Source organism: Streptomyces sp. B15, from assembly GCF_018070605.1.
In the GTDB taxonomy this organism is placed as follows: domain Bacteria; phylum Actinomycetota; class Actinomycetes; order Streptomycetales; family Streptomycetaceae; genus Streptomyces; species Streptomyces smyrnaeus.
This window is the reverse complement of the sequence record NZ_JAGPXJ010000008.1, coordinates 1-25,446: the sequence shown is the minus strand read 5'-3', so window position 1 is coordinate 25,446 and position 25,446 is coordinate 1. Positions and strand designations below refer to the sequence as shown.

Below are 25,446 nucleotides of genomic sequence, written 5' to 3'. Positions count from 1 at the left end.
GGACACCGTCTAAAGTTGGCCCGCATTCATCGCGCAAGCTCCAGGTGCTCACGACCGGTTACGGCTGGCTGTAACCGTCCAGGAAATGACCGATCCTGGTTACGGCGTCGCGCAGTTCGGTGACACCGGGCAGGTTGACGATCCGGAAGTGATCGGGCTCGGGCCAGTTGAACCCGGTCCCGTGCACAATCATGATCTTCTCCGCGCGCAGCAGGTCGATCACCATCTGCCGGTCGTCCTTGATCTTGTAGACCTTCGGATCCAGCCGGGGGAAAGCGTAGATCGCACCCTTGGGCCGCACACAGGTGACACCCGGAATCCGGGTCAGCAGTTCGTAGGCCGCGTCACGCTGCTCGCACAGCCGGCCGCCCGGCAGCACCAGGTCCTCGATCGACTGCCGCCCGCCCAGCGCCGCGGCCACCGCGTGCTGGGCCGGCACGTTCGCGCACAGCCGCATGTTGGCGAGGATCGTCAGTCCCTCGATATAGCTCGCGGCGTGCGCCTTGGGACCGCAGACCGCGAGCCAGCCGCTGCGGTAGCCGGCGACCCGGTACGACTTGGACAGGCCGTTGAAGGTGAGCGTCAGCAGGTCGGGCGCGACCAGCGTGGTCGGGGTGTGCGTGGCGCCGTCGTAGAGGATCTTGTCGTAGATCTCGTCGGAGCACACGGTCAGGTGGTGACGGCGGGCGATGTCGGTGAGCTCGCGCAGGACCTCCTCGCCGTAGACCGCGCCGGTGGGGTTGTTCGGATTGATGATCACCAGCGCCTTGGTGCGGTCGGTGATCTTGCGCTCGATGTCCGCCGGATCGGGCATCCAGTCGGACTGCTCGTCACAGCGGTAGTGCACCGCGGTGCCACCCGCCAGCGAGACCGAGGCGGTCCACAGCGGGTAGTCGGGCGCGGGGACCAGCACCTCGTCGCCGTCGTCCAGCAGCGCCTGCATCGACATCTGGATCAGCTCGGAGACCCCGTTGCCCAGGTAGATGTCGTCGACCGACAGCTCGATGCCCTGGTTCTGGTAGTGCTGCATCACCGCCCGCCGGGCGGACAGCAGCCCCTTCGCGTCGCCGTAACCGTGCGCGGTGCCGACGTTGCGGAGCATGTCCTCGAGGATCTCGGGCGGGCAGTCGAAGCCGAACGCCGCCGGATTCCCGGTGTTCAGCTTGAGGATCTGGTGCCCTGCCGCCTCCAGCCGCGTCGCCTCCTCCAGGACCGGGCCCCGGATCTCGTAACAGACGTTGGCGAGCTTCGTCGACTGGATGACCTGCATAGCGCCACCTTACGGGCGCCGTTGACAGGGCGCCCTATGTTTTCCCTCACCTCGGGGACCCCTCGCCCCACCGCGCGGAGGAACTCCCTGGGCTCCACCCCCTCCCCCTGCATTGACAGCGACTCCCAGTTGAGAGTTACTGTCAAAACATTCGGGTCAGAAGGAAGGGGCTCCCATGACCACCGCACCCCAGAGCCCGGCACGCCGCTGGTGGGCGCTGGGCGCCCTCGGCGCCTGCATGCTCACCCTCGGCTTCGACCTGACGATCCTGAACGTCGCACTGCCCGAGATGGCCTCCCAACTGCATGCCGACACCGGCGACATGCAGTGGATCGTCGACGCGTACGTCGTCGTCTTCGCCGCGACGATGCTGCCCGCCGGCCTGCTCGGCGACCGCTACGGCCGCCGACTGCTGCTGATGGCGGGACTGGCCGTCTTCCTCGTCGGCTCGCTGCTGGGCACCCTCGCGGACCGGCCCGGCTGGGTGATCGCGGCCCGCGCCGGAATGGGACTCGGAGCGGCCCTGGTCTCCCCCCTGGTGCTGGCCGTGCTGCCGTCGCTCTTCCCCGACGAGAAGGAGCGCACCAAGGCCATCGGGGTGGTCACCGCGGCCGTCGCGGGCGGCATGCCGCTCGGGCCGATCATCGGTGGCTGGCTGCTGGACCACTACTGGTGGGGCTCGATCTTCCTCGTCAACGTTCCGCTCGCGGCGCTCGGCATCCTCGCCTGCCTGCTGCTCCTGCCCGAGTCCCGCGACCCGTCCGCCACCCGCGTCGACCCGCTGAGCGGCGTACTGGGTGTGGCCGGACTCGCCCTGCTCGTCTTCGCGATCATCGAGGGCCCGACGCGCGGCTGGAGCGATCCGCTGATCATGGGGCTCCTCCCCGGCTCGGTGCTGCTGCTGGTGTGGCTGCTGCTGCGCGAGCGGCGCACCGAGCAGCGCGGTGCCCGGCCCATGCTCGACCTCGCGCTGCTGCGCGCCCCCGGATTCCGCTGGAGCGCCCTGGCGGTGACGCTGGTGACGCTGGTGCTGGCCGGGCTGCTGTTCATCGTTCCGCAGTACCTCCAGACGGTCCTGGGCAACGACGCGCTCGGCACCGGTGTGCGCCTGCTGCCGATGATGGCCGGGATCGTGGTCGCCGCCCGGGCCGCCGGCCCGCTGACCGCACGGCTGGGGCCGCGGCCGGTGATCAGTGCGGGCCTCACGGCACTCGCGTTCGCCGCGTTCCTCGGTGCCCGTACCGGCACCGCCGACGGGTACGCCCTGGCCGCCACCTGGCTGACGGTCACCGGGCTCGGTGCCGGGCTGGCCATGGTGCCCGCCATGGACGCCGCCCTCGCCACACTCCCCGCCGACCGCACCGGCAGCGGCTCCGGGCTGCTGATGACGGTGCGACAGGTGGGCACGGCACTGGGCATCGCCCTGCTGGGCAGCCTGCTCGCCCAGACGTACGCCACCCGGCTGGATGCGGATCCCCGGGCGGCGGGCGGTCGGGCCGCCGCGGCCGTACCGGAGGCGGAGGAATCCGTCGTCACCGCGCACGAGATCGCCGACCGGCTCGGTCTGCCGCAGCTCGCCCACGCCGCGGACAAGGCCTTCCTGGCCGGGATGAGCCAGGTGCTGCTGGTGTGCGGCGCCGCGGCCGTGGCGGGCGCGCTGCTGCTGGCGACCGCGCCCGGCGCACTGCCGCGCCGACACCGCGAGGACACCGGCAGTGTCCCGGACATGGCCCTGCCAGGGGACGATGGCCGACAATGAGATGTATGGCCCCCGCACGTACAGAATCCGCCGACGACACCGCGGCGGACACCGACCTTCCCCCAGCCAAGCCGAGTCTGCGCGAGCGCAAGAAGATCCAGACCCGGCAGGCCATCCGGCGGACCGCATACCGCCTCTTCGAGGAACAGGGGTACGACGCCACGCCCGTCGACCAGATCGCCGAGGAGGCGGAGGTCTCCCCCAGCACCGTCTTCCGCTACTTCCCCACCAAGGAAGACATCGTGCTGACCGACGAGTACGACCCCTTGATCGAGGAGACGCTGCGGCAGCGCCCGCCGAACGAGCCCCCGGTCGCCGCACTGCGCGAAGCCCTGTACTCCTCGATCGCCCGTATCTACCAGGCCGACGCCGCCGAGACCCTGCAGCGCGTCCGTCTCATCCGGGAGGTGCCCGCACTGCGCGGCCGGATGAGCGAGCACTCGGCGGAGACGGCATGGCTGCTGCGCCGCGCCCTCGCCGAGCGCACCGGCCGCGCCGAGGACGACCTCGAACTGCGCATCGTGACCGGCGCCATGCTCGGGGCCCTCATGGAGGCCATGTACTCCTGGGTGGACACCGGCACGGCGGGCACCCTGGAGGACCTGCGCGCTCTGGTGACCCGCGCCCTGGGCGTACTGGAACGCGGGCTGACGCTGTAGCCTCCCGCGGCGGCGCGGCCCGGGACTCCCTCCGCCCCTCAGTCGCGCAGGGCCGCCTCCAGCGCCTCCACGTCCGTTACCGGCGCGGCGCACACGAAGCCACGGCACACATAGGCGGCGGGGCGGCCCTCGACCAGCCCCCGGTCCCGCAGCAGCGGTACCTCGGCGGTGTCCGGCGCACCCACGGCCACCACGGCGCCGGGTGCGCCGGCCAGCAGGGCGGCCCGGTGCAGTGGGGCGGCCTCCTCGCCGCCCACCACGGCGACCTCTCGCGGACCGTCCAGCAGCGCCTCGCCGACGGCCAGCCCCCAGCCGATGAAGCGGGGTGCCCGTGCGGCGAGTTCCCGTACGACGCCGAGCGCCTGCTCGGCGGCTTCCCGGTAGCGGTGGTCGCCCGTGTAGGCGCCGTAGGTCAGCAGCGCACCGGCAGCCGCGTTCCATCCGGAGGGCACGGCGTTGTCGGTGGGGTCCTGGGGGCGCCGGATCAGCTGCTCGGCGTCGTCGGCCGTGTCGTACAGGGTGCCGTCCTCGCCGGCGAACCGTTCCAGCACCGTGTCCAGGAGGGTTCCCGCACGCGTCAGCCACTCGGCGCCGCCGGTCACCGCGTACAGCGTCAGATAGCCCTCCGCGGTGTCGGCGTAGTCCTCCAGTACGCCCGCGCTGCTGCCGGGTACCCCGTTGCGCGAGGTACGCACCAGGCGGCGCCCCTCGTCGAACGAGTGCACCTCGGCGAGCAGACGTGCGGCACGGACGGCTGCTTCCACCAGATCGGGCCGTTCGAAATAGGCGCCCGTCTCGGCGAGCGCCGCGACGGCCAGCCCGTTCCAGGCCGTCACGACCTTGTCGTCGCGCTCGGGCCGCGGCCGCTGCGAACGCGCCTCGAACAGCCTGCGCCGTACGGACTCGAAGCGGGCCGCGTCCATCAGCGGCGAGGCCCGGTCCGGGAGCTGCAGCACGGACGCGCCGCCCTCGAACGTGCCCTCCTGCGTGACACGGAAGCAGTCGGCCGCCGACCGGGCGTCGTCCTCCCCCAGCACCTCGGCGAGCTGCTGCGGGGTCCATACGTAGTAGGCGCCCTCGGCGTGGCGGCCGTGCCCGTCGTCGCTGTCGGCGTCCAGCGCGGAGGCGAAGCCGCCCTCGGCGGTGCCGAGCTCGCGGACCAGGAAGTCCGCCGTCTCCAAAGCGACGCGGCGGGCCCGCTCCGCCCCGGTGGAACGCCACAGATGCGCGTACACGCGACACAGCAGCGCGTTGTCGTAGAGCATCTTCTCGAAGTGCGGAACGATCCATTCCGCATCGACGGAGTAGCGGGCGAAACCGCCCCCCAACTGGTCGTAGATCCCGCCCCTGGCCATCGCCTCGCACGTCGCCTCGACCATCTGCAGCGCACCCTCGGAGCCGGTGCGCGCATGATGCCGCAGCAGGAACTCCAGCACCATCGACGGCGGGAACTTCGGCGCCCCGCCGAACCCTCCGTGCCGGGCGTCGAAGTCCTTGGTCAGCCCGAGCAGCGCGGCTCCCATCTCCTCACCGCCGGGCGCCTGCGGCGCACCCAGCCGGATGCTGCGCCCGGCCAGGTCCGCGCTGATCCGGGAGGCGACATCGGCCACCTCCTCGCGCCGGTCCTGCCACGCGGTCCGTACGCCCTCCAGGATCTGCCGGAAGGAGGGCATGCCGTGCCGCGGCTCGGGCGGGAAGTACGTCCCGAAGTAGAACGGCTCGGCGCCGGGCGTCAGAAACACCGTCATCGGCCAGCCGCCCTGCCCGGTCGCCGCCTGCACGGCCTCCATGTAGACGGCGTCCACGTCCGGCCGCTCCTCGCGGTCCACCTTCACGCTGACGAAGTGCGCGTTCATCAGCTGCGCCGTCGCCTCGTCCTCGAAGCTCTCGTGCGCCATCACATGGCACCAGTGGCAGCTCGCGTACCCCACGCTCAGCAGCACCGGCACCCCGCGCCGCCGCGCCTCCTCGAAGGCCCCCTCACCCCAGGGCCACCAGTCGACGGGGTTCTCCGCGTGCTGGAGCAGGTACGGAGAGGTCTCATCCGCGAGTCGATTCGCCATACGGCCATGGTGACGCACCGCGCACGGCGGGACGCACTCCGGTTGGGCCGCAGGCGGCCGACCGCCGTCAGTGCGAGCCCGCCGGAGCCGACGGGGAGGGCCCTGTCGGCTCCTTTGCGAACCGGGCGCCCCGGCACCACACGACAGTAGGCTGAGCCCAGCAGCGCCGGAACTGCCGAGGCTCCTCGAGGAGGTACAGCATGGCCGCCGAGATGGTCGCGCCCGCGTGGATGCACACGCAGATCAGCGCGGAGCAGTACGACTCCTGGTCCGAGGAGCAGTGCGCCGGCATCGAGATCGTGGACGGAATGGTCGTCGTGAGCCCGAGCGCGTCCAAGCGGCACAACCGGCTGGCCCGGATCTTGGCCAACGCCCTGGACACCGCCGCGGGCCCGGACTGGAACGCCGACACGGACTTCGACGTCCGCCTGCAGGACGTTCCGCTCACCAACCGGCGTCCGGATGTCATCGTGTACCGGGCGGAGACGCTCGACCTGACGCCCACACGTCCGGAGCATGTGCTCCTCGTGGTGGAGGTCGTGTCGCCGGGCTCGGAGACCACCGACCGGATCGTGAAGGTGGACCAGTACGCAAAAGCGGGAATCTGCTTCTACTGGCGGATCGAACAGGCCGCCACCGGTGTCCCGATCGTCTACACCTATGTTCTCGATCCCGCTACCAGGACGTACAGGGACGGCGAGGTGTTCACCGGCGTCATCAAGGCCACCGCGCCCTTCTCCGTCACTGTCGATCTGGGAACCCTCTGACAGCGCCGAAGCTCATACCGAAGCTCATTCCCTCATGACCGATCACAAGGGAAAGCGGTAGCTCCGGGGAACGGGAACGCGGAAACGTCTCCGGCCATGGTGACGCACCGCGCACGGCGGGACGCACTCCGGTTGGGCCGCAGGCGGCCGACCGCCGTCAGTGCGAGGCCCGTGCGCCGCCCGTCGCCTCCCAGCCGGCCACCGCGAGGGCACGGTAGGCGGCGTAGGCGGCGGCGGGGTCGCCCTCGTCGACCCATGGGACGGCGCCGACGTGCCCGTCGACGGCGGCGAGGGCTTCCATGGCCTCCCCGTAGCGTTCGGCGCGGACGAGGAACCAGACGAGCAGATGGAGCACGTGCGGGCGGACCGGGTGGTCGTCCTCGACCTGGTCGACCGCGTACTCGGCGGCCTCGACAGCCTTGCTGATCTCCTCGCTCCGGTAGAGGCCGCGGACCATGTTCACCTCGGGCAGGTGGTCGTAGGCGGCGAACAGCGGGAGCGCGGGGAGCAGGGTGCCCTCGGGGGCGTGCGCCGCGGCGGTGCGGGCGAAGTCGTCGGCCTGCTGCTTGGACCCCACGGCCTTGGCCGACCAGTAGGGCAGCGCCGCGAGATGGGCGCCCATGTGTGTGGGCGCCAGTCGCCGGACGGTGGCCCACAGGGACTCGAAATCGGCCTCGCGGTAGCCGAGGTGGCGGGCGATGAACAGCTCGGTGATGTACGGCGTCGGGTCGGTGGGGGCCAGCTTCGCGGCGTCGCGCGCCACCTCGCGGGCCTCCTCCAGGATGATGCGGTAGGCGCTGGAGTTGGCGTCGGCCAGCGCTTGGAAGACCAGGAACTGCGCGTACACCTGCGCGCCCCCGTGGTCGTGCGGCTGCTGGGCGCGCCACTCCCGCAGCCAGCGGGCGTCCGGAAGCGCGCCGGGCCGGTCCTTGCTGAAGGACACGCCCGCGGCACCGGCGTCGGGCGGCCCCTCGGCTTCCGCCGCCTTGCCGCCCGCTTCCTCGGCGTACGCCCGGGAGCTCGCGAGCTCCATCGCCGCCGCGCCCGCCAGCGACTGCACCCGCTGCCAGCGCAGCTCGTACTCGTCACCGGTGAAGGCCAGCAGCCGTGCCACCGGCTGATAGTCCTGGGTGCGCTGGGTCTCCTCCAGCGCCTCGACCAGCTCCCGGTCGGGGCCGGGCAGCCGTACGTCGAGCTCGTCGGCGGGGACGAAGCCGTATCCGGCACTCGGATCGACCGCCCGGAGCGGCCCCGCGCCGCCCTGTCCGAGGCTTTGCCGCAGCCGCCTGCGGCGCATCACCGGATAGACGGCCACACCGAAGATGGCGACGAGTGCGATCAGGAGGAGCAGGGCTTCCATGACGTCGGATCTCCACGCTGTGACGGGCTTGGGCATCTCCCGGCCGGAGTCCCCCGGCTACCGCTGGGAGGCGCCCCCCGGGGGGAAGGCTGGGTCGGGACCGTGCGGAGGGGCCGGGCTCGGCCTGAGCCCGCCCCACTCCACCGTACGGCCCACTAGTCTCGCCTCCATGAGTGAGCAGCGCGACAACGGCATCGGCAGCGGGGCCGACGACACCCCGACGACCCCGCAGACACCGCAGGGCTTCGAGACCCTCGCCATCCACGCGGGCCAGGCCGCCGACGAGGGCACGGGGGCGGTGGTACCGCCCATCCACCAGGTCTCCACCTACAAACAGGACGGCGTCGGGGGGCTGCGCGGCGGCTACGAGTACAGCCGCTCGGCGAACCCGACCCGCACCGCATTGGAGGAGAATCTGGCCGCGCTGGAGGGCGGCAGGCGCGGCCTCGCCTTCGCCTCGGGGCTGGCCGCCGAGGACTGCCTGCTGCGCACCCTGCTCACCCCCGGCGACCATGTGGTCATCCCCGACGACGCGTACGGCGGCACCTTCCGGCTCTTCGCGCGGGTCGCCGAGCGGTGGGGGGTGCAGTGGTCGGTGGCCGACTCCTCCGACCCGGCCGCCGTACAGGCCGTGCTGCGCGAGCGCACCAAGGCGGTGTGGGTGGAGACCCCCTCCAACCCGCTGCTGGGCATCACCGACATCGCGGCGGTCGCCGAGGTGGCGCACGGCGCGGGCGCGCGGCTGGTCGTCGACAACACCTTCGCCAGCCCCTATCTGCAGCAGCCGCTCGCGCTCGGCGCCGATGTCGTCGTGCACTCGACGACCAAGTACATGGGCGGCCACTCCGACGTGGTGGGCGGCGCGCTGGTCGTCGCCGATCCCGCGCTCGGTGACGAGCTGGCCTTCCACCAGAACGCGATGGGCGGCATCGCCGGGCCCTTCGACTCCTGGCTGGTGATGCGCGGCATCAAGACGCTGGGCGTCCGGATGGACCGGCACGGGGAGAACGCGGCCCGCGTGGTGCAGCTGCTGACCGCGCACCCGAAGGTGACCGAGGTCTTCTACCCCGGGCTGCCCACCCACCCCGGGCACGAGATCGCGGCCAAGCAGATGCGCGGCTTCGGCGGGATGGTGTCCTTCCGGGTCGAGGGCGGCGAGGAGGCCGCGGTGCGGGTGTGCGACCGGGCGCAGCTGTTCACCCTGGGCGAGTCGCTGGGAGGAGTGGAGTCGCTGATCGAGCACCCGGGGCGGATGACGCACGCCTCGGCGGCGGGCTCCGCGCTGGAGGTACCGGCCGATCTGGTCCGCCTCTCGGTGGGCATCGAATCGGCCGACGATCTGCTGGCGGACCTGACCCGGGCCCTGGGGTAGGCACTCCGCAGGGGTGTGGCGGGCGGGTCACCAGCCCCCGGCGGGCGGAGTCGTCGTCGGGGGCGGGTCCGACCAGGGCTGGATGACGAGGCTCCACACGGCCAGTGCCAGCAGTCCCGCCAACACCCCTGTCCACAGCGCCGTCCGCAGGACCCGACGCCACCGCAGCAGGCGGGCCCCCTCCGCGAGGGCCCGCTCCGCGAGGTCGGCGGGCACGGGTTCGGCGGTGCGCTGCTCCAGCAGGCGCCGTACCTCGGCCTCCTTGCGGTCAGGCAGGCTCATGCGCCGCCTCCGCTTCCTCGCGCGGGCCGCTCCTGCTGCGCCTGCTGGGCCCGCTGTCCGGGCCGTTCCGGCTGTGCCCGCCGCTGTGCGGGGCCTCAGGCGGGCGGCTGAGCAGCGTGGCCATGGCGCGGGTGTGCAGCGCGCGCACCCGTTCGACGGGGAGCCCCAGCCCGGCGGCGACCTGCTCCTCGGCCACCCCCTCGTACAGCCGCAGCACCAGCACCAGCCGTTCCTGCGGGGGCAGCACGCCCAGCAGTCCGCCGCGCGGGCGGCGGTGCCGCCGGCCGATGTGGGCGAAGCGTGCGGCCAGCGTCTGCCGGGTGCGCTCGTAGGGATCCTCGCCGCGCAACCGGCTCCAGTCGGCGCGGGTCCGCGCGAGCGCCCGCACCAGCAGTCGTTCCGCCTCGGGTGCGGCACCGGGCGGTTCGGCGGTCAGCAGTGTGGCGGCATGCAGCAATCGGCCACCCGCGCCCGCGACGAACGCCTCGAACTCCCGGGCGCGGAGGCGCTCCTGCCGTGCCTGACGCTCTCGCACGCCGCCTCCCGTGCCGCCTATAGGACGGCAGGGCTGCAGATCAAATCAAGAGGCGCGTCAAGGGCTTTCGGGAGCTCAGGAGTCGGCGCTGGGAGGCTGCGCGAGGCTGCTCGGGTTCAGTTCGAGCATCGCCTTGTTGAAGCGGGTGAGAAGTTTGCAGAACGTGCCGCGCTCCTCTTCCGACCAGTCCTTGGTGATGAGCTGCATCAGATTGCGTCGCGAGGAGCGGACCTCCTCCAGCCGCGCCTCGCCGCGCGGCGAGAGCTGGAGGACGACCGCGCGCCCGTCCTCGGGGTGCGAGGTGCGCTTGACCAGGCCCGACTCGACCAGCGGGGCGACCTGCCTGGTCACCGTCGAGGAGTCGATGCCCATGCCGGCGGCGAGCGCCTTGACGCCCATGGGGCCCTCCTGGTCGAGGCGGTTGAGCAGGAGGTAGGCCGCGCGGTCCATCGAGTTGCGGGCCTGGCCGAGCCCGCCGAGCCTGGTCTGCTCCGCACGCCGCGCGTACACGGCCAGCTGGTGCTGCATGGCTTCCAGTACGGCGGCTCCGGAGGCGGGCTTGGCAGCGGCTTCGGAGGCGGCACCGTGGTCGGCAGGCACCGCGGGTTCTTCGTCCGGCGCGTCGGGGGTGTCTGTCGTCATGTCCGGGTGCGTGGGCATGGCAGGTGCGCTCACTTCGTCGATCTGCGGGATTTTTTGTGGAGTTTTGACAGTTTTGGGGTGGTCTGTTGGGTGCATCGACCTGAGGTGGTGGCCACAGAGTACGCGGAGCGGGCCGGTGACGTACCTCCAGTGCACAAACCAGTGACGCGGACCACGCGGACCACCCCGCACCCGAGCCGGGCACGCCCTCGCCGCCCCCACCCCCGGCGGCCGCCTGCCCGGCGGCCCGCCCACCGGCCGGCCGACTGCCAGACTGGCGGAATGGTCACCAGTGCAACCCCCGCTGCCACCTCCCACCACCGCGAACTGCCCGTCTCGCTGGACGATGTACGCCTCGCCCACAAGACCCTCGCGGGCGTCGCCCGCACGACGGCCGTGGAGGGCACCCGGCACCTCTCCTCACTGGTCGGCTCCCCCGTCCACCTCAAGTGCGAGAACCTCCAGCGCACCGGGTCGTTCAAACTGCGCGGCGCCTATGTGCGGATCGCGGGGCTCGCACCCGAGGAGCGGCGGCGCGGGGTGGTCGCGGCGAGCGCCGGCAACCACGCCCAGGGTGTCGCACTGGCGGCCTCACTGCTGGGGGTGACCTCCACGGTCTTCATGCCGGTGGGTGCCCCGCTGCCGAAGGTCGCCGCCACCCGCGAGTACGGGGCGCGGGTGCGGATGCACGGCCAGGTCGTGGACGAGACGCTGGAGGCCGCCAAGGAGTACGCGCACGCCACCGGCGCCGTCCTCATCCACCCCTTCGACCACCCGCACGTGGTGGCGGGCCAGGGGACGCTGGGCCTGGAACTGCTGGAGCAGTGCCCCGAGGTGCGCACCGTCGTGGTGGGTGTCGGCGGCGGCGGGCTGCTCGCCGGGATGGCCGTCGCCATCAAGTCGCTGCGCCCCGACGTGCGGCTGATCGGAGTGCAGGCCGAGGGGTCGGCCGCGTATCCGCCGTCGCTGCGGGCCGGGCGCCCGGTGGCGCTGGACTCGGTCTCGACGATGGCGGACGGCATCAAGGTCGGCAAGCCGGGAGAGGTGCCGTTCGAGATCATCCGCACCCTGGTCGACGACATCCGCACGGTCTCCGAAGACGCCCTCTCCAGCGCCCTGTTGCTCTGCCTGGAGCGGGCCAAGCTCGTGGTGGAGCCCGCGGGGGCGAGCTCGGTCGCGGCACTGCTGTCGGCGCCGCACAGCTTCGAGGGGCCGGTCGCGGCGGTGCTCTCGGGCGGGAACGTCGACCCCCTTGTGATGCAGCGGACGCTGCGCCACGGCATGGCGGCGGCAGGGCGCTACCTCTCGCTGCGGCTGCGGCTGTCGGACCGGCCCGGAGCGCTCGCGGCGCTGCTGGGCGAGCTGTCGGTGATGGACGCCAACGTGCTGGACGTGAGCCATGTGCGGACCGACCCGCGGCTCGGCCTGGACGAGGTGGAGGTCGAGCTGCACCTGGAGACCAAGGGCCCCGAGCACTGCGTGGAGGTGGCCTCCGGACTGCGTGCGGCGGGGTACACGGTGATGAGCTGACCCGGTCCTCGGGTGCGACGGCGGCCAGAGCCGCGGGAGCCACGGGAATACGCGAACACCCGCGACGGACGCGGACTATCGCGTATCGCTTGACGCGATACATCGCGTCCTTTCATACTGCTGTGCGGCGGGCTGAAGCTCGTCGCGTATCCGTACATGCCGGAACTGTCCGGCGGATCTAGCATCTTCTTAGAGCGTCACGCTCCACACTCTGGGAGTCCATCCATGCCAGGTGCCATTTACGCCGAGGGGCTGGTGAAGACCTTCGGCGAGGTGAGGGCTCTGGACGGCGTCGATCTCGACGTCCCCGAATCCACCGTGCTCGGCCTGCTGGGGCCCAACGGCGCGGGCAAGACCACCACCGTCCGGGTGCTGACCACCCTCCTGCGGCCCGACGCGGGCCGGGCCGTCGTCGCCGGGATCGACGTGCTCAAGAACCCCACGGCGGTGCGCCGCTCGATCGGCCTCTCGGGCCAGTTCGCCGCCGTCGACGAGTATCTGACCGGCCGCGAGAACCTGCAGATGGTCGGGCAGCTCTACCAGATGTCCGCACGCGACGCGAAGAAGCGGGCCACCGAACTGCTGGAGCGCTTCAACCTGGCCGACGCCGCCGACCGTACGACCAAGACGTACTCGGGCGGCATGCGCCGCCGGCTCGACCTCGCCGCCGCGCTGGTCGTCAGCCCGCCCGTGATGTTCATGGACGAGCCGACCACCGGTCTCGACCCGCGCAACCGGCAGCAGTTGTGGGAGGTCATCGAGGAACTGGTCGCGGGCGGCACGACGCTGCTGCTGACCACGCAGTACCTGGAGGAGGCCGACCGGCTCGCGCACGACATCGCCGTGGTGGATCACGGCACGGTCATCGCCCGCGGCACCTCCGACCAGCTCAAGGCCCAGACCGGCGGCGAGCGCATCGAGGTCGTCGTCCACGAGCGCGAGGACATCCCCGCGGCCCAGGAGGTCCTCAACAGCCACGGGATGCGCGGCACGGCGTGCGAGGGCTGCACCGTCGAGCAGCACACCCGCAAGCTGACCGTCCCGGTCACCGGCGGGGCCAAGCTGCTCGCCGAGGTCATCAGGGAGCTGGACACCCGGGGCATCGAGATCGACGACATCGGCCTGCGCCGCCCCACCCTCGACGACGTCTTCATCTCCCTGACCGGCCACGCCGCCGAAGGCGAGCGGCAGCCGAAGGCAGCCGAGCAGAACGCGACCGAAGACACGCCCGAGCCCCAGGAGGCCACCAAGTGACGGCCACAGCACAGGCCGCGTCGCCCACCACCCCCCGTGGCCGGGGCGGGATCACACAGTCGATAACCGACTCACTCGTGATGGCCAAGCGCAACCTGATACGCATGGTGCGCATCCCCGAGGTCGTCATCTTCGGACTGATCCAGCCGATCATGTTCGTGGTGCTGTTCAGCTATGTCTTCGGCGGCTCCATCAAGGTCCCCGGCGCCGGGACGGACGCCGGCTCCTATCGTGAGTTCCTGATGGCCGGTATCTTCGCGCAGACCGTCACCTTCGCGACGGCGGGCGCCAGCGCCGGTATCGCCGAGGACATGCACAAGGGCCTCGTCGACCGGTTCCGCTCGCTGCCGATGACCCGCGGCGCCGTACTGACCGGGCGCACCATCGCCGACCTCGTGCAGACGGCGCTGACCCTGGTCGTTCTCGCCATCGTCGCGGCGCTCGTCGGCTGGGCCCCGCACCACGGGCTCCTCGACGCCCTCGCCGGCTTCGGTCTGCTGTTGCTGCTCGGGTACGCGTTCACCTGGATCGGCGCCCTGATCGGACTGTCCGTACGCACTCCGGAGGCGGCCACCTCCGGCGGGTTGATCTGGCTGTTCCCGCTGACCTTCATCTCCGTCGCGTTCGTGCCCTCGCAGAACATGCCCGCCTTCCTGCAGCACGTCGCGGAGTGGAACCCGTTCAGCGCAACGGTGGTGGCCTGCCGCGAACTGTTCGGCAACCTGCCGCCCGGCTACCCGGTCCCGGACGCCTGGCCGATGCAGCACCCGGCCTGGGCCTCGCTGCTGTGGTCGGTCGCCATCATCGTGGTCTTCCGCACCCTGGCGGTCCGCAAATACCGCTCGGCGACGGGGTGAGCCCACCCAGCACGCCGCACGACCCACGGACGAACGGCGGACGGCCCGCGCCGCAGCGCGGGCCGTCCGCCGGTCGTGGTCGCAAGGGGCCCCTCCGGCCCAGGGCGCGGAGGTTCCGCCGTCAGCCCCGGTAGGGCTTGGCCTCCAGGATGCGCACGGAGGCCATCTTGCCGTTCGGCAGCTCGTACTCGGCGTCCTGGCCGACCTTCTTGCCCATCACACCGGAGCCCAGGGGCGATTGCGGAGAGTAGGTCTCGATCTCCGAGCTGGCGTACTCGCGGGACGCCAGCAGAAAGGTGATGGTGTCGTCCTCGTCGCCGTCGAAGGCGATCTTGACCACCATGCCGGGCTCGACCACACCGTCGTCCGCCGGAGCCTCACCGACCTTCGCGTTCTCCAGGAGCTGCTGAAGCTGCCGGATCCGCAGCTCCTGCTTGCCCTGCTCCTCCTTGGCCGCGTGGTACCCGCCGTTCTCGCGGAGGTCGCCCTCTTCGCGAGCCGCCTCGATCTTCTTGGAGATCTCGGTGCGTGCAGGACCCGACAGGTACTCCAGCTCGGCCTTGAGCTGGGAGTACGCCTCCTGGGTCAGCCAGGTGACGTTGTCGCTGGTCTGGGTCACAGGTGCTCCTCGTCGGTACTGGGATATCAGCTGATGCAGCAAACGCCCTACCAGAAAGGGTGCGCCTTCACTGGTGGGCGAAACCACGAGCTTAACAATTTCGGCGGAAAAGGGAAGAAGGCCCTGTCTCCGTCGCAGGTCAGCGAGGCCCGCGGAGCCTGCCACCCAACCGGGCCGCAGCCAGGTCGGAACCGGGCCGCACCCGGGTCGCAGCCGGGCTATCTCTTCTCGCAGCCCACCAGCTCGGCGGTGGTGGCGCGGTCCGTGACCCGCATCGCGAAGACCCTGTCGACGCGGGAGCTTCCCGAGGGGAACTCGACCTGCTTCCGGCCGACCTCGCTACCGTCCTCCGCACGGGCACGCAGCGTGCACACGCCCTCGGCACCGGCGTCCTTGCGCACCTCCAGGTGCACCTCGACCGCGCTGTCGGAGACGGCCTTCCACTTGATCAGCTCACCGCTCACATCCTGGCCCGAGATGTAGGAGATCCCGATCCAGCCGATCAGCGCGAGCATCAGCACACCGAGCACACCGCCGGTGATCTTCAATCGACGGTCCGTGCGCGCCTCGGCGTCCGCGCTCCCGCCCGCCGAGCGGCCCGCCGTACGCCCGTAACGCCCTTCGGGGACCTGTTGGCGCAGGTCAACCATGGTCCGTTCCTCTCGGCACATGCTCCGGCGGCGTACTGCGGACCCGGCCGGAGCTGAGCGGGGTCCTACCGGGAATACATCGCGGTGCTGATTCGGTCACTATAGAAGCCGCTCGCGAAACCGCTGAAGGCGGGCCGGGCCGATGGCGGAGCCGCTTTGACCTATGAGGATTGAGTTGTGACTGAGCAACTGCGACTGATGGCTGTGCACGCGCACCCCGACGACGAGTCGAGCAAGGGCGCGGCCACCATGGCGAAGTACGTCGACGAGGGGGTGGACGTGCTCGTCGCGACGTGCACGGGGGGTGAGCGGGGCTCCATTCTCAACCCGAAGCTCCAGGGCGACACCTACGTCGAGGAGCACATCCACGAGGTGCGCCGCAAGGAGATGGACGAGGCCAGGGAGATCCTGGGCGTGAAGCAGGCGTGGCTTGGCTTCGTCGACTCGGGCCTGCCCGAGGGCGACCCGCTGCCGCCGCTGCCGGAGGGCTGCTTCGCCCTGCAGGACGTGGACGAGGCCGCCGGCGCGCTGGTGCGGCTCATCCGCGAGTTCCGCCCGCAGGTGATCACCACCTACGACGAGAACGGCGGTTACCCGCACCCCGACCACATCATGACCCACAAGATCTCGATGGTCGCCTTCGAGCACGCCGCGGACACCGAGAAGTACCCCGAGGCGGAGTTCGGCCCGGCCTGGCAGCCGCAGAAGCTCTACTACAACCAGGGCTTCAACCGGCAGCGCACCGAGGCGATGCACAACGCGATGCTGGAGCGCGGGCTGGAGTCGCCGTACACGGAGTGGCTGGAGCGCTGGGAGAAGATGGGGATCAAGGAGCGCCAGATCACCACCTACGTACCCTGCGGCGACTTCTTCGAGATCCGCGACAAGGCGCTGATCGCGCACGCCACCCAGATCGACCCCGACGGCGGCTGGTTCCGCGTTCCGTTGGAGATCCAGCGGGACGTGTGGCCGACCGAGGAGTACGAACTGGCGAAGTCGCGCGTGGCCACCTCCCTCCCCGAGGACGACCTCTTCGCGGGGATCCGCGAGAATTGATGGTATGAGCCCGACGCAGACAACGCTCGTCCAGGTCCTCCCGCTGGCGAAGGACCTGGACGAGAACAAGGTGACCCCCGGTGTGCTCGGCTTCATCGTCTTCGCGGTGATCGGCGCCGCCGTGTGGATGCTGATGAAGTCGATGAACAAGCACATGAAGCGCGTGGACTTCGAGGAGCAGCCTGCCCAGGAGCAGCCCGCGCCGGGGGACGGCCCCGAGAAGACCGGGGCGGACGACGACACCCCCGCCGAGACCGCCGCCTCGGCACCCCCGAAGCGAACGGGCTGAACCCGGCGGCCCGCACACCCCGGCGCACCACTCCCGCCCGTCGCCTGCGACCTGAGTCCGTCTGGAGGACGACATGCTGTTCGGCAGGTTCAAAAACCGTGTCCCCACCGCCGAGGAGGCCCTGGCGGGCCGCCCGGAACCGGCGTACGCGGTGCCCGAGCGTCACACAGTGCTCGGCACGGCTCTGCAGGGCCCGTACCCGGAGGGCCTGGAGGTCGCCGACTTCGGTATGGGCTGCTTCTGGGGCGCCGAGCGCGTCTTCTGGACGGCGGAGGGCGTCTGGACGACCCTCGTCGGCTACCAGGGCGGCTCCACCCCCAACCCGACGTACGAGGAGGTCTGCTCGGGCCTCACCGGCCACGCCGAGGTCGTACGGGTCGTCTTCGACCCGGCGAAGGTCTCCTACGAAGCCCTGCTCAAGCGCTTCTGGGAGGCCCACGACCCGACCCAGGGCTTCCGCCAGGGCAACGACACCGGCACCCAGTACCGCTCGGCGGTCTACACCCACTCCCCCGCGCAGGCTGCCGCCGCCGAAGCCTCCCGCGCCGCCTACCAGCAGGTCCTCACCGCCTCCGGCCACGGCGACATCACCACGGAGCTCCTCCCCGCCGAGGACCGGCCCTTCTACCCGGCCGAGGGCTACCACCAGCAGTACCTGGACAAGAACCCGGCCGGCTACTGCGGGATCGGTGGGACGGGCGTGAGCTGCCCCACTGGGATCGCCCCGGCTGGAAGCTGAAGGACCGCCTTCTCACTCGTTCGGGCGACGTGGTCGGTCCCGCACTCGATACGCTGCTCCCAGGGATCAGAATCTCGCCCATGGGAGCAGCAATGACCACCTCCAGCGCCGGGCAGCCACTCATCCCTCAGCCGCCTGCCACCGTCACGGCCCTCCGCCAGGCCATCGCGCAGATCGCGCCTGCCGCCCTGCCGGCCTTCACCCGGGAACTGGATCAGGCCGCCGATCAGTCCCGTCAGGCTTCCGACCTCACTCCCCTCCAGCGGTTCATCGCGCAGTGGGCCGTCCACGTCCACATTCAGCGGCAGCCGGGTCTCGCGGAAGAGTTCCGTCGCTGGGAGGACACCGCGCAGACCGGTGACGCGCCGCAGGCCCGACGCGCCGCGTCCGCCATCGGCAAGATCCTCGACGACGCACACGCCGCGCTCGGCCTGCCACCCCGGTGAGCACCGACTGGCGCTGGGAGTACGACCCCGATCACGCGCACGTGGCAGGTGGCATCCCCGCTCACGTGGTGACCGAAGTGGAGCGTCTCGCGGGGGAACTGGCCGACCTGGCCAGGATGGGGGTCGACGTCAGCGACTTCGGCAACGGCCCGCGACCGGGCGGTCTGCGTCGCATGGACGCGGCCGGCGGCTGGTTCTACTTCCTGGTATCACCCAGAGACCATTTGATCGTGATCGTCCGCATCATGCCGCCGTTCCCCGAAATCTAGACCGACCCGCCACCGTCGCACGGCGGACGGGGCACCTGGCAGCGCACCCTCGTTGGCACGGGCGTGAGCTGCCCGGTGGGTGTGGCGCCGACCGACGCCTGAGCCGACGGGCCTCTTCGACGGCGCGGCAGCGCTCGTCGAGGCGCTCCTCCCTCCCGGTGCGCCGGGCCGGGAGGGCTGTCGTCGGTCCGGTGCGCGCAGTGGGCGTATCGCGAGGTCACGCCCCACGTAACCTCTTCCTGTGCCAGCCTCCCGCCTGCGTCGCGTCGCCGTACTCGTTCTCGAGGGTGCGAAGCCGCTCGATGTCGGAATTCCCGCGCAGGTCTTCACGACCCGCGCGAGCATGCCGTACGAGGTGCGGGTGTGCGGGGCGGCACCCGGCCTGGTGACCGGCGGCGACGGCCTCGCGTACGACGTGGGCCACGGTCTCGACGCGGTCGCGTGGGCCGATATCGTCTTCGTCCCCGGCTACCGGTTCCCGGACCGCGACGACCCGCCGCAGGCCGTCATCGACGCACTGGTCACCGCCCACGACCGGGGTGCGCGGCTCGCCGCCATCTCGACGGGCGCCTTCGCGCTCGCCGCCACGGGCCTGCTCGACGGCAGACGCGCCACGACGCACTGGCATTACACGCGGGCACTCGCTGCCAGGCACCCGCTCGTCCAGGTCGACGAGAACGTGCTGTTCGTCGACGAGGGCAGCGTGCTCACCTCCGCCGGGGCCGCCTCCGGGATCGATCTGTGCCTGCACATCCTGCGCGGCGACCTGGGGGTGGCCGCGTCGAACCACGCGGCCCGGCGGCTGGTCGCGGCCCCCTACCGCAGCGGCGGCCAGGCCCAGTACGTGCCGCGCAGCGTCCCCGAGCCGCTGGGCGAGCGGTTCTCCGCCACCCGCGAGTGGGCGCTGCACCGGCTCGGCGAACCCCTCACCCTCGACATACTGGCGCGGCAGGCGGGGGTCTCGCCGCGCACGTTCTCCCGGCGGTTCGTCGAGGAGACCGGCTATACGCCGATGCAGTGGGTGATGCGCGCCCGCATAGACCTGGCCCGCGAGCTGCTGGAGCGCTCGCAGCGCAGCGTCGAGCAGATCGCGGCCGACGTCGGGCTCGGCACCGGCGCGAATCTTCGCCTGCACTTCCAGCGGATCCTCGGCACCACACCGAGCGAGTACCGGCACACCTTCACCCGGGGCGAGTGACCCGCCCGGTACCGCCGGAGCGGCCCGCCCGGCACCGGGCGACCAGGTGGCGGGATCCTTGTGAACCCTGGCGATACCGCCACTGTCAGCGGTGCCGACCGCGCAGGAGCCTGGTGGCGAAGGGAAGGGACCTCACTCATGACTCGCATCGCCATCAACGGATTCGGCCGCATCGGACGCAATGTGCTGCGCGCGCTGCTGGAGCGCGACAGCGACCTTGAGGTCGTCGCCGTCAACGATCTGACGGAGCCCGCCACACTCGCCCGGCTGCTCGCCTACGACAGCACGGCCGGCCGGCTCGGGCGCCCGGTGACCGCCGACGGGGACGCCCTGGTCGTCGACGGCCGCCGGATCACGGTGTCGGCCGAGCGCGAACCGGCGCAGCTGCCGTGGGCCGAACTCGGTGTCGACCTCGTCCTGGAAGCCACCGGCCGCTTCACCTCCGCCAAGGCCGCCCGCGCCCACCTCGACGCGGGCGCGCGGAAGGTGCTCGTCAGCGCGCCGTCGGACGGCGCCGACGTCACGCTCGCGTTCGGGGTCAACACCGAGGCCTACGACCCGGCCGTGCACACGATCGTCTCGAACGCCTCGTGCACCACCAACGCGCTCGCGCCGCTGGCCGCGGTCCTCGACGAACTCGCCGTCATCGAGCACGGGTTCATGACGACGGTGCACGCCTACACGCAGGAGCAGAACCTGCAGGACGGTCCACACCGCGACGCCCGTCGTGCCCGGGCGGCCGGCGTGAACATCGTGCCGACCACGACGGGCGCCGCCAAGGCGATCGGCCTGGTGTTGCCGGGTCTCGACGGCAAGCTGTCGGGCGACTCGATCCGCGTACCGGTGCCGGTGGGCTCGATCGTCGAACTCAACACGACCGTCGCCCGTGACGTGACGCGCGACGATGTGCTGGCGGCGTACCGCGCCGCGGCGGAGGGGCCGCTCGCCGGCATCCTCGAGTACTCGGAGGAGCCGCTGGTCTCGTCCGACATCACGGGCAATCCCGCCTCGTCGATCTTCGACTCGGCCCTCACCCGCGTCGACGGCCGCCGTGTGAAGGTGGTCGCGTGGTACGACAACGAGTGGGGCTTCTCGAACCGCGTGATCGACACGCTGGAACTCCTCGCCGCCCACTGACCGGCGCCGGGGCGGGTGCCCCGCCTCCGGCGACCGCGCCGGCCGGCAGCTGCTTCATGAGCAGCTGCCTCATGAGCAACTGCCTCATGTCATCTCCCGCTCCGCGAAGGTACGGAAGCTGCGCGGTGGGCGGCCGGTGAGGCGTTGGACGGTGTCGGTGGTGCGGTCCTCGGCCCCCTCGGCGATGGCGCGGTCCAGGCCGGCGAGCAGCGCGGCGAACTCGGCGGGCAGCGAGGCGGCCAGGCGGTCGCGCAACTGCTCGTAGGTCAGCTGCCGGTGGGTGACGGTCCGGCCCGTGACCTCGGTGAGGACGGCGGCGACGTCCGCGTAACTCAGCGCCTGCGGCCCGGTGATGACCAGGTCGGTGTTCGGGGCCTGGGCGCTGGTCAGGGCGTGCACGGCGACGGAGGCGATGTCGTCGGCGTCGACGAATCCGACCCGGCCCTCGCCGGTGGCGGTCAGCAGGGTCCCGTCCGCTCGTATGCTCCGGGCGTGCGGGTGGCCGCAGGAGAAGTTCTGCATGAACCACGAGGGCCGCAGCACCGCCCAGGCGTCGAACAGGCCGGGCAGGGCCTGGTGGACCTGTCCGGTGGCCGGGCCGCCGGCGGGGATCGCCGAGGAGCTGAGCAGCACCGCGCGGCGCACCCCGGCCGCGCGGGCCTGTCTGAGGAAGGGCACCATGACGACGGCCGGCTCCGGGGAGCCGGGCGGTGGGACGAGATACATCCGGTCCGTGCCGTCGAGGGCTTCGGTGAACGTCGCGGGGTCGTTCCAGTCGAAGCGGACGGCCCGGGTGCCGGCCACGGCGGTGGCGCGCCGGCCGGCGGACCTGACGCGGTGCCCGCCGGCGGCGAGTTGGGAAGCGAGGCGGCTGCCGGTGGTGCCGGTGGCCCCGATGACCAGGGTCGTGCCGGGAGTACTCATCGGCTCCTCCTCGTGAAGTCGCTCGCGGGATCCTGGACAACCGCGAGGGGGTTCCAGTAGTCGCGGTAGCGGGTGAAGCGGCCGTCGTCGACGGTCACCACGGCGATATAGGTCATCTCGAAGGGGCTGTCGGTCGCCACCAGGCGACCCACGCCGCGCATCTCGACCACGATGGTCTGCGCGGCCGTGGTCCGGTGGATCTCCACCTGGGGGAAGTCGTGGAGGTCGATGTGGTCGGGGTAGTCGCGCATGTAGTCGGCTATCGCCGCCTTGCCTTCCAGCCGGGTGGGCCAGCCGTCGGGCGCGAAGGGGAACTCGAAGACTCCGTCGTCGTCCCACAGGTCGACCCAGGCGGGGATGTTCTTGTCCAGCAGCAGTCGCAGGCCGTGGCGGAACAGCTCCGCCGGTGCCGTGTTCGTGGGCATGGGTACTCCGTCCCATAGAATGCGGACCGAGGGTCCGTTTCGTGGATGACAATACGGACCCCGGGTCCGCTTTGCAAATGGAGAATCCGCATGCCCGAGCGCAAGCCACGCAAGGACGCAGCCCGCAACCGGGCGGCCGTCCTGGCGGCGGCCGACGATCTCTTCGCCGGTTGCGAGAGCCCGGAAGCCGTCACCATGGCCGACATCGCGGCAGCGGCCGGCGTCGGCAAAGCGACGCTCTTCCGTGCCTTCGGCGATCGCACCGGCCTGATCCACACGCTGTACGAAGCACGACTCGAACCGATCAGAAACGCCGTCGAACAGGGCCCGCCGCCCCTGGGGCCCACCGCCCCGCCGCTCCAGCGCGTACCCGCCCTGCTCGACGCCGCCCTGTGCTTCAAGCTCGACAACCGCCACCTCGCCCTGGCCCTGGAGGGAACCGGCGGCGACAGCCCCTACCAGGCCGAGCACTACGACCGGTGGCACAGCACACTCCGGGCCGTACTGGACCGGATCCCCCATCTCACCGACGCCGACTTCACCGCCCACGCGCTGCTCGCCACCATCCGCGCCGACCTCGTCGAACACCTCGTCGGCCGGCGGCACGTCCCCCGCGAGCAGTTGCGGGCACACCTGGCGGCCTTCACCGCCAGAATCCTGGAGCCGCGTGCCCCGCTGAGCTGAGCACGGAGGGCCGGTCACGCGGGGCGCGGTGCGGCGGTACGGCGATGCGCCAGCCCGGGTTGTAGGTGTCGGGCACGGAATGCAGGCGCCAGCCCGCCCGTGCTGCCCAGTCGGGGAGCGGGGCGTCGCGCAGCACGAGGGCGTGCGGGCGGCCTCCGGGGGCGGGCCGGCAGCCGGCGGTGTGCGCGACGGGGACGGTGGAGCTGTTCCCGTCCAGCACGCAGGGCGGGCGCACCCCGTGGGCGCGCAGGACGCGTTCCATGCGCTGCCAGTCGTGCCGGGCCGCCGCCTGGATACCGGAGTGGAGCTCCAGCTGGTGCAGTTGGAGGACGAGGTGCAGCAGCGCCACGGCGGTGCCCGCCGGGACGAGCACCCGCAGCCGGCGCGCCCCGCGCGCCCTTCGCACGACGCTGCCCGCCCCCAGCGCCACCACCGGTGCCAGCAGCGCATAGCTGGGCAGCAGGAAGCGCGGGGCCGCGTAGTCCATGAAGAACAGGTACGGGACGGCCACGGAACCGGCCGCGGCGGTGGGCAGCAAGGCGAGCGCCGTACGGCCGTCCTTGCGTGCCGCGTCGATGCCCAGCGCGACCAGCGGCGGGATCAGCAGCCACCACCCGGCGGAAGCCCACTCGACCGTCGCGCCCTCGCAGGGGCGGCACAGCAGGGGCCCGTCGAGGGCCGCGGCGTGCCGGCGCACGGTGTCCAGGGAGAGGTGGAGGCGCATCCCTCCCTGGATCTCACCGGCGGCGCGTACCCGCTCCAGTACGCCGCCGAAGCGGAGCCGGGCCTCCACGGCCCAGGGAAGCAGACCGAGGGCGACCCCGCCGGCGAGCGCCGCGGCGGCCCGCAGGGCCCGGGCCTTCGACAGCCTGCCCTTGATGCGGGCGCCCAGCACCGCCGCGAGCAGTACGGCCACGGGCCACACGGTGTCGTTGGGCCGCATCAGGGTGGCGGCGGCGAGCGCCGCCGCGGCGGCCGCGTAGGTACGCGCCCGGGGCGGGGCCGAGGCGGGGCCGCGTACGCAGCAGCCGACGGCGCCCACCAGGCCCATCGCCACATAGTGGTTGGGCATCGCGGCGCCCGCGTAGAACAGCGCGAACCACACGCTGCTGTACAGCGCCGCGGCCAGCGGGACCACGCCGCGCCGCGCGACCGCCCGCAGCCACGGCAGATACCCCAGGTACAGGGCGAGCGAGGCGGCCGCGGTCAGATAGCAGCGCAGCAGCACCACGGAGTCACCGACGGCCGCCACGGGCGCGATCAGCAGGGGAACGCCACGCGTCCTGGGCGCACTGAACGGCGTTTCGGGCCCGTAGGGGCCGAAGCGGCTGGCGTAGACGAGTTCATCCCAGCCGAGCGGCAGCCCGGGGTGGACGACGGTCAGCGAGAGCACGGCGAAGATCCCGCAGACCCCGGCCAGCCACCACCGATCGACTCGCTCGGCATTCCGCACAGAAGAGGACATAGGCGGCATCTTCTCGCCGCGGCCGCCCCGGTCGGCGCAAGCGCCGCCCGCGCGCCGAGCAGCACGGTCCCGCGACGTACAGTGCTCGGGTGGAGGACTGGGTGGCACGCGTGGGCGCACTGCGGCAGTGGACTTCGGGGCACGAACGCGCCCCGCACAAGCCGCTGTTGCTGCTGTACGCACTCGGCCGGTTCCAGGCCGCGCCGCAGAGCGAACTGCGGTACACCGAGATCGAGAAGGACCTGGCCCATCTGCTGCGCGAGTACGGTCCGCCGCGCAGGACGTCGCCGAGCTACCCGTTCCACCATCTGGTGCGCGACGGCGTGTGGGAGGTGCGCACCGACTCCGGCCCCGGCAGCCCCGGTTCGGCCGTCCGGGAACTGCGCGCCGGCGGCGCGGCCGGCCGGCTGGCGCCCCCGCTGCGCCGGGCCCTGAGCGCCGACCCCGCCTTGCTGCCCGCCCTCGCCCACACCCTCCTCGATCTGCACTTCCCGCCTTCCCTGCACGCGGACATCGCCGCCGACGCCGGGCTCGACCTGGAGACGGCGGACGTGGCACGGGTGCCGGTCCGCCGCCTGGTACGGGACCCGCAGACCGCCGCCCGGCTCCGCGCGCGGGTGCTGGAGGCGTACGGCAACCGCTGCGCGTTCTGCGGCTTCGACGGCGCGCTGGGCGGCCGTCCGGTGGGGCTGGAGGCGGCGCACGTCCGCTGGTGGGCCTTCAAGGGGCCGGATCACCTGTCGAACGCGCTGTGCCTGTGCTCCTTGCACCACAAGCTGTTCGACAAGGGAGTGCTCGGCCTCGACCCCGCTCTGCGCATCACCGTCTCCCGCCGGTTCACCGGCGCGGGGGCGGCGGCCCGCAGCCAGGTGCGGGAGTTGGCCGGCCGCCCGGTGGCGGAGCCGGACGACGACGCAGCGGCACCGGTCGCCGAGAGCCACGCGCGCTGGCACTCGACCCAGGTCTTCCGCGGCTAGCGGCCGGCGGCCGGCAGCCCGGGGCATCAGCCGCTACGGGGCGCTCCCGGCCTCGGGCGCGGTGGCGCCCCACTCCCACATCGACTGCAGGACGGGCCCCAGGGCCCGGCCGCGCCCGGTCAGCCGGTAGCGCACGGTGGTGGGCCAGCCCGGGGAGCGGTCCCGGTGCACGACGCCGGCCTCGGCGAGTTGACGCAGCCGCTCGGTGAGGATCTTCG

28 protein-coding genes are annotated in these 25,446 nt (G+C 71.8%); 16 read left to right on the top strand and 12 right to left on the bottom strand.

The annotated features are described in order from the left end of the window. Positions 1-58 precede the first annotated feature (58 nt). Positions 59-1,270, bottom strand: a complete 1,212-nt coding sequence (locus tag KBY19_RS06045) for a pyridoxal phosphate-dependent aminotransferase (RefSeq protein ID WP_210965315.1) — start codon at positions 1,268-1,270, stop codon at positions 59-61. A gap of 175 nt (positions 1,271-1,445) precedes the next feature. Between KBY19_RS06045 and KBY19_RS06040 the strand changes: the two genes are divergently transcribed. Beyond that, the gene (locus KBY19_RS06040; RefSeq protein WP_247690655.1) at positions 1,446-3,029 is read left to right on the top strand and encodes an MFS transporter; all 1,584 of its coding nucleotides are present in this window, start codon (positions 1,446-1,448) and stop codon (positions 3,027-3,029) included. Between the two features lie 5 nt (positions 3,030-3,034). Continuing rightward, a complete protein-coding gene (locus tag KBY19_RS06035; RefSeq protein ID WP_099883661.1) occupies positions 3,035-3,688 on the top strand; it encodes a TetR/AcrR family transcriptional regulator in 654 nt (217 codons plus the stop codon). 38 nt (positions 3,689-3,726) lie between these two features. On the opposite strand, the gene KBY19_RS06030 is transcribed toward KBY19_RS06035, so the two are convergent. Continuing rightward, positions 3,727-5,751, bottom strand: coding sequence for a thioredoxin domain-containing protein (locus KBY19_RS06030; RefSeq protein ID WP_185018004.1), 2,025 nt, complete (start codon positions 5,749-5,751; stop codon positions 3,727-3,729). Between the two features lie 200 nt (positions 5,752-5,951). On the opposite strand from KBY19_RS06030, the gene KBY19_RS06025 reads away from it, so the two are divergent. Next, entirely contained in the window at positions 5,952-6,518 is a 567-nt protein-coding gene (locus KBY19_RS06025) for a Uma2 family endonuclease (protein ID WP_099883659.1), read from the top strand. Between the two features lie 157 nt (positions 6,519-6,675). Here KBY19_RS06025 and KBY19_RS06020 read toward each other — a convergent pair whose 3' ends face one another. Beyond that, on the bottom strand, positions 6,676-7,878 hold the full coding sequence (locus KBY19_RS06020; protein WP_210965314.1) for a hypothetical protein: 1,203 nt from the start codon (positions 7,876-7,878) through the stop codon (positions 6,676-6,678). Between the two features lie 169 nt (positions 7,879-8,047). On the opposite strand from KBY19_RS06020, the gene KBY19_RS06015 reads away from it, so the two are divergent. Continuing rightward, a complete protein-coding gene (locus tag KBY19_RS06015) occupies positions 8,048-9,250 on the top strand; it encodes a cystathionine gamma-synthase (RefSeq protein ID WP_247690654.1) in 1,203 nt (400 codons plus the stop codon). Between the two features lie 27 nt (positions 9,251-9,277). On the opposite strand, the gene KBY19_RS06010 is transcribed toward KBY19_RS06015, so the two are convergent. The 3 genes from KBY19_RS06010 to KBY19_RS06000 form a co-directional block, all read right to left on the bottom strand. Further along, entirely contained in the window at positions 9,278-9,532 is a 255-nt protein-coding gene (locus KBY19_RS06010) for a hypothetical protein (protein WP_099883657.1), read from the bottom strand. Continuing rightward, positions 9,519-10,067 (bottom strand): sigma factor-like helix-turn-helix DNA-binding protein, encoded by a 549-nt coding sequence (locus tag KBY19_RS06005; RefSeq protein WP_210965313.1) that lies wholly within the window; start codon positions 10,065-10,067, stop codon positions 9,519-9,521. The genes KBY19_RS06010 and KBY19_RS06005 overlap by 14 nt, the downstream gene beginning before the upstream one ends. A gap of 75 nt (positions 10,068-10,142) precedes the next feature. Continuing rightward, positions 10,143-10,595, bottom strand: a complete 453-nt coding sequence (locus KBY19_RS06000) for a MarR family winged helix-turn-helix transcriptional regulator (protein WP_247690662.1) — start codon at positions 10,593-10,595, stop codon at positions 10,143-10,145. A 396-nt stretch (positions 10,596-10,991) separates the two neighbouring features. On the opposite strand from KBY19_RS06000, the gene ilvA reads away from it, so the two are divergent. The 3 genes from ilvA (at position 10,992) to KBY19_RS05985 (ending at position 14,350) form a co-directional block, all read left to right on the top strand. Next, positions 10,992-12,239: a threonine ammonia-lyase gene (gene ilvA / locus KBY19_RS05995; protein ID WP_185018001.1), complete on the top strand. Its 1,248-nt coding sequence runs from the start codon at positions 10,992-10,994 to the stop codon at positions 12,237-12,239. A gap of 225 nt (positions 12,240-12,464) precedes the next feature. Further along, positions 12,465-13,493: an ATP-binding cassette domain-containing protein gene (locus KBY19_RS05990; protein WP_247690653.1), complete on the top strand. Its 1,029-nt coding sequence runs from the start codon at positions 12,465-12,467 to the stop codon at positions 13,491-13,493. After that, on the top strand, positions 13,490-14,350 hold the full coding sequence (locus KBY19_RS05985) for an ABC transporter permease (RefSeq protein ID WP_099883653.1): 861 nt from the start codon (positions 13,490-13,492) through the stop codon (positions 14,348-14,350). The genes KBY19_RS05990 and KBY19_RS05985 overlap by 4 nt, the downstream gene beginning before the upstream one ends. Before the next feature lie 121 nt (positions 14,351-14,471). Here the strand turns inward: KBY19_RS05985 and greA are convergent, their stop codons facing one another. Both greA and KBY19_RS05975 read right to left on the bottom strand, forming a co-directional pair. Further along, entirely contained in the window at positions 14,472-14,969 is a 498-nt protein-coding gene (greA, locus tag KBY19_RS05980; RefSeq protein ID WP_099883652.1) for a transcription elongation factor GreA, read from the bottom strand. 218 nt (positions 14,970-15,187) lie between these two features. Beyond that, positions 15,188-15,619, bottom strand: coding sequence for a DUF4307 domain-containing protein (locus tag KBY19_RS05975; protein ID WP_099883651.1), 432 nt, complete (start codon positions 15,617-15,619; stop codon positions 15,188-15,190). A gap of 177 nt (positions 15,620-15,796) precedes the next feature. Between KBY19_RS05975 and mca the strand changes: the two genes are divergently transcribed. The 7 genes from mca (at position 15,797) to gap (ending at position 20,753) form a co-directional block, all read left to right on the top strand. Beyond that, complete coding sequence (gene mca / locus KBY19_RS05970; RefSeq protein WP_099883650.1) at positions 15,797-16,675, top strand: mycothiol conjugate amidase Mca; 879 nt, start codon at positions 15,797-15,799, stop codon at positions 16,673-16,675. Positions 16,676-16,679: 4 nt separating this feature from the next. Then, the gene (locus KBY19_RS05965) at positions 16,680-16,964 is read left to right on the top strand and encodes a hypothetical protein (RefSeq protein ID WP_099883649.1); all 285 of its coding nucleotides are present in this window, start codon (positions 16,680-16,682) and stop codon (positions 16,962-16,964) included. A 73-nt stretch (positions 16,965-17,037) separates the two neighbouring features. Beyond that, positions 17,038-17,703 carry a peptide-methionine (S)-S-oxide reductase MsrA gene (msrA, locus tag KBY19_RS05960; RefSeq protein ID WP_210965312.1) on the top strand — a complete coding sequence of 222 codons (666 nt, stop codon included), beginning with the start codon at positions 17,038-17,040 and terminating at the stop codon, positions 17,701-17,703. 92 nt (positions 17,704-17,795) lie between these two features. Continuing rightward, a complete protein-coding gene (locus KBY19_RS05955; protein ID WP_210965346.1) occupies positions 17,796-18,149 on the top strand; it encodes a DUF6247 family protein in 354 nt (117 codons plus the stop codon). After that, on the top strand, positions 18,146-18,418 hold the full coding sequence (locus tag KBY19_RS05950) for a hypothetical protein (protein ID WP_210965311.1): 273 nt from the start codon (positions 18,146-18,148) through the stop codon (positions 18,416-18,418). The genes KBY19_RS05955 and KBY19_RS05950 overlap by 4 nt, the downstream gene beginning before the upstream one ends. 241 nt (positions 18,419-18,659) lie before the next feature. Then, positions 18,660-19,616: a GlxA family transcriptional regulator gene (locus KBY19_RS05945; protein ID WP_210957442.1), complete on the top strand. Its 957-nt coding sequence runs from the start codon at positions 18,660-18,662 to the stop codon at positions 19,614-19,616. 138 nt (positions 19,617-19,754) lie between these two features. After that, complete coding sequence (gene gap, locus KBY19_RS05940; RefSeq protein ID WP_185017995.1) at positions 19,755-20,753, top strand: type I glyceraldehyde-3-phosphate dehydrogenase; 999 nt, start codon at positions 19,755-19,757, stop codon at positions 20,751-20,753. Positions 20,754-20,837: 84 nt separating this feature from the next. On the opposite strand, the gene KBY19_RS05935 is transcribed toward gap, so the two are convergent. Both KBY19_RS05935 and KBY19_RS05930 read right to left on the bottom strand, forming a co-directional pair. Further along, positions 20,838-21,677 carry an NAD(P)H-binding protein gene (locus KBY19_RS05935; RefSeq protein ID WP_210965310.1) on the bottom strand — a complete coding sequence of 280 codons (840 nt, stop codon included), beginning with the start codon at positions 21,675-21,677 and terminating at the stop codon, positions 20,838-20,840. Continuing rightward, a complete protein-coding gene (locus KBY19_RS05930) occupies positions 21,674-22,102 on the bottom strand; it encodes a nuclear transport factor 2 family protein (protein ID WP_185017993.1) in 429 nt (142 codons plus the stop codon). Before KBY19_RS05930 ends, KBY19_RS05935 begins: the two co-directional genes overlap by 4 nt. A 90-nt stretch (positions 22,103-22,192) precedes the next feature. Here KBY19_RS05930 and KBY19_RS05925 point away from each other — a divergent pair, with 90 nt between their 5' ends. Continuing rightward, positions 22,193-22,786, top strand: coding sequence for a TetR/AcrR family transcriptional regulator (locus tag KBY19_RS05925; RefSeq protein WP_099883643.1), 594 nt, complete (start codon positions 22,193-22,195; stop codon positions 22,784-22,786). Here KBY19_RS05925 and KBY19_RS05920 read toward each other — a convergent pair. After that, positions 22,746-24,251, bottom strand: a complete 1,506-nt coding sequence (locus KBY19_RS05920; protein WP_247690652.1) for a hypothetical protein — start codon at positions 24,249-24,251, stop codon at positions 22,746-22,748. The two genes, KBY19_RS05925 and KBY19_RS05920, sit on opposite strands and share 41 nt — an antisense overlap. 89 nt (positions 24,252-24,340) lie before the next feature. Here KBY19_RS05920 and KBY19_RS05915 point away from each other — a divergent pair, with 89 nt between their 5' ends. Next, entirely contained in the window at positions 24,341-25,228 is an 888-nt protein-coding gene (locus KBY19_RS05915; RefSeq protein WP_210965309.1) for a phosphorothioated DNA-binding restriction endonuclease, read from the top strand. Between the two features lie 33 nt (positions 25,229-25,261). On the opposite strand, the gene KBY19_RS05910 is transcribed toward KBY19_RS05915, so the two are convergent. Beyond that, on the bottom strand, positions 25,262-25,446 hold a 185-nt coding region (locus tag KBY19_RS05910; RefSeq protein ID WP_210965308.1), incomplete at its 5' end, for a helix-turn-helix domain-containing protein.